The organism is Hyphomicrobiales bacterium (genome assembly GCA_030688605.1).
In the GTDB taxonomy this organism is placed as follows: domain Bacteria; phylum Pseudomonadota; class Alphaproteobacteria; order Rhizobiales; family NORP267; genus JAUYJB01.
In genome coordinates this window covers 1-2,840 of record JAUYJB010000113.1, presented here as the reverse complement: position 1 = coordinate 2,840, position 2,840 = coordinate 1, and the positions used below count along the sequence as shown (strand labels likewise).

Sequence of the window (2,840 nt, the reverse complement as noted above, 5' to 3'; positions counted from 1 at the left end):
GATCAAGACCAAGACCCGCGCCCGCGTCGACGTCAAGGCGCCGGGCATCATGCCGCGCAAGTCGGTGCATGAGCCGATGTCGACCGGCCTCAAGGCCATCGATGCGCTGATCCCGATCGGCCGCGGCCAGCGCGAGCTGGTCATCGGCGACCGCCAGACCGGCAAGACCGCGATCATCCTCGACACCTTCCTCAACCAGAAGTCGCTCAACCAGGGCGACGACGAAAGCCACAAGCTGTATTGCGTCTATGTCGCCGTCGGCCAGAAGCGCTCGACCGTCGCCCAGTTCGTCAAGATGCTGGAGGAAAACGGCGCGCTCGACTATTCGATCATCGTCGCCGCCACGGCGTCGGACCCGGCGCCGATGCAGTTCCTGGCGCCGTTTTCCGGCTGCGCCATGGGCGAGTTCTTCCGCGACAACGGCATGCACGCGGTGATCGCCTATGACGATCTGTCGAAGCAGGCGGTCTCCTACCGCCAGATGTCGCTGCTGCTGCGCCGCCCTCCGGGCCGCGAGGCCTATCCGGGCGACGTGTTCTATCTGCATTCGCGGCTGCTCGAGCGCGCCGCCAAGCTCAACGAGGAAAACGGCGCCGGATCGCTCACCGCCCTGCCGGTGATCGAGACCCAGGCCAACGACGTGTCGGCCTATATCCCGACCAATGTGATTTCGATCACCGACGGGCAGATCTTCCTCGAGACCGACCTGTTCTATCAGGGCATCAGGCCAGCGGTGAATGTCGGTCTGTCGGTGTCGCGCGTCGGCTCGGCGGCCCAGGTCAAGGCGATGAAGCAGGTCGCAGGCCGCATCAAAGGCGAGCTTGCGCAATATCGCGAGATGGCCGCCTTCGCCCAGTTCGGCTCGGACCTCGATGCCGCGACCCAGCGCCTGCTCAACCGCGGCGCCCGGCTGACAGAGCTTCTCAAGCAGGCGCAATTCTCGCCGCTCAAGGTCGAGGAGCAGGTGGTCGTCATCTATGCCGGCGTCAACGGCTATCTCGACCCGCTGCCGGTCTCGGACGCGGGCCGGTTCGAGGACGGGCTGTTGCGCCACATGCGCGACAAGCACCAGGACATCCTCGATACGATCCGCGGCGAAGGCGAGATTTCCGAGGCGACCGGCGAGAAGCTCAAGGACGCCGTCGACGCCTTCGCCAAGGCGTTTGCCTGATCGCCGGATAGAACGGACGTAAGCGCCCCATGCCGAGCCTCAAGGACCTGCGCAACCGCATCGCCTCGGTCAAGGCGACGCAGAAGATCACCAAGGCCATGCAGATGGTGGCCGCGGCGAAGCTGCGCCGCGCCCAGAGCCGGGCGGAGGCCGCCCGGCCCTATGCGGAGCGGATGGAGACGGTGCTGGTCAACCTCACAGCAGCCCTCAAGCACCCGGACGACGCGCCGAGGCTGATGGTCGGCACCGGCAGCGACCGGCACCATCTGCTGATCGTCTGCACCGCCGAGCGCGGCCTGTGCGGCGCCTTCAACTCGTCGATCGTGCGGCTTTGCCGCGAGCACGCCAACCGGCTGATCGCCGACGGCAAGACGGTCAAGATCTTGTGCGTCGGCAGGAAGGGCTTCGACCAGCTCAAGCGCCAGTTCGGCGGCAGCATCGTCGAGACGATCAGCCTGCGCGAAGTCCGCCAGATCGGCTTCGCCAACGCCCGCGCCGTCGCCGGCAAGGTGCTGGCGCTGTTCGAGGAAGGCGAGCTCGACATCGCTACCTTGTTCTTCTCGCGCTTCAAATCGGTGATCGCCCAAGTTCCGACGGCGCAAAGAGTGATCCCGGCGAGCGTTCCGGAAACCGACGCGCCGCCGGCCGCCGCGGCCTATGAATACGAGCCGGAGGAGCATCGGATTCTCGCCGATCTCCTGCCGCGCAACATCGCCGTGCAGATCTACCGCGCGCTCCTGGAGAACGCGGCCTCCGAGCAGGGCGCGCGGATGAGCGCGATGGACAACGCCACCCGCAATGCCGGCGAGATGATCGACAAGCTGACGCTGAGCTACAACCGCCAGCGCCAGGCTCAGATCACCAAGGAGCTGATCGAAATCATATCCGGCGCCGAGGCGCTTTAGGCCGCCGCAAAGTTTTGACCGAAGGGTAACAGGACATGGCACGCAAACCCGCCGCATCGAAGGCAAAGAAGAACCAGGCCGCCGGCCGCGTCACCCAGGTGATGGGCGCCGTCGTCGACGTTCAGTTCGACGAGGAGCTGCCGGCGATCCTCAACGCGCTCACGACCGACAATCACGGCCGGCGGCTGGTGCTCGAGGTCGCCCAGCATCTCGGCGAGAACACCGTGCGCACGGTGGCGATGGATTCCACCGAGGGCCTGGTGCGCGGCCAGGAGGTCGCCGACACCGGCGATGCGATCTCGGTTCCGGTCGGCGACGAGACGCTGGGCCGCATCATGAACGTGGTCGGCGAGCCGGTCGACGAGGCCGGCCCGATCAAGACCAAGGAAAAGCGCGGCATCCATCAGGACGCGCCGGCCTATGTCGAACAGTCGACGGAGGCTGAGATCCTGGCCACCGGCATCAAGGTCGTCGACCTGTTGGCGCCTTACGCCAAGGGCGGCAAGATCGGCCTGTTCGGCGGCGCCGGCGTCGGCAAGACCGTCATCATCATGGAGCTGATCAACAACATCGCCAAGGCGCATGGCGGCTACTCGGTGTTCGCCGGCGTCGGTGAGCGCACGCGCGAGGGCAACGATCTCTATCACGAGATGATCGAATCCGGCGTCAACATGGACCCGAAGAAGCATGGCGGCTCGGCCGAGGGCTCGAAATGCGCGCTGGTCTACGGGCAGATGAACGAGCCGCCGGGCGCGCGCGCCCGC

3 protein-coding genes are annotated in these 2,840 nt (G+C 66.2%); all 3 read left to right on the top strand.

Translation table 11 applies throughout. The annotated features are described in order from the left end of the window. Positions 1 to 1,171 (top strand): F0F1 ATP synthase subunit alpha (atpA, locus tag Q8P46_12150; protein ID MDP2620906.1); only part of this gene is annotated, 1,171 nt, incomplete at its 5' end. Between the two features lie 29 nt (positions 1,172 to 1,200). Beyond that, the gene (locus Q8P46_12145; protein MDP2620905.1) at positions 1,201 to 2,076 is read left to right on the top strand and encodes a F0F1 ATP synthase subunit gamma; all 876 of its coding nucleotides are present in this window, start codon (positions 1,201 to 1,203) and stop codon (positions 2,074 to 2,076) included. A gap of 35 nt (positions 2,077 to 2,111) precedes the next feature. Beyond that, on the top strand, positions 2,112 to 2,840 hold a 729-nt coding region (locus Q8P46_12140; protein MDP2620904.1), incomplete at its 3' end, for a F0F1 ATP synthase subunit beta.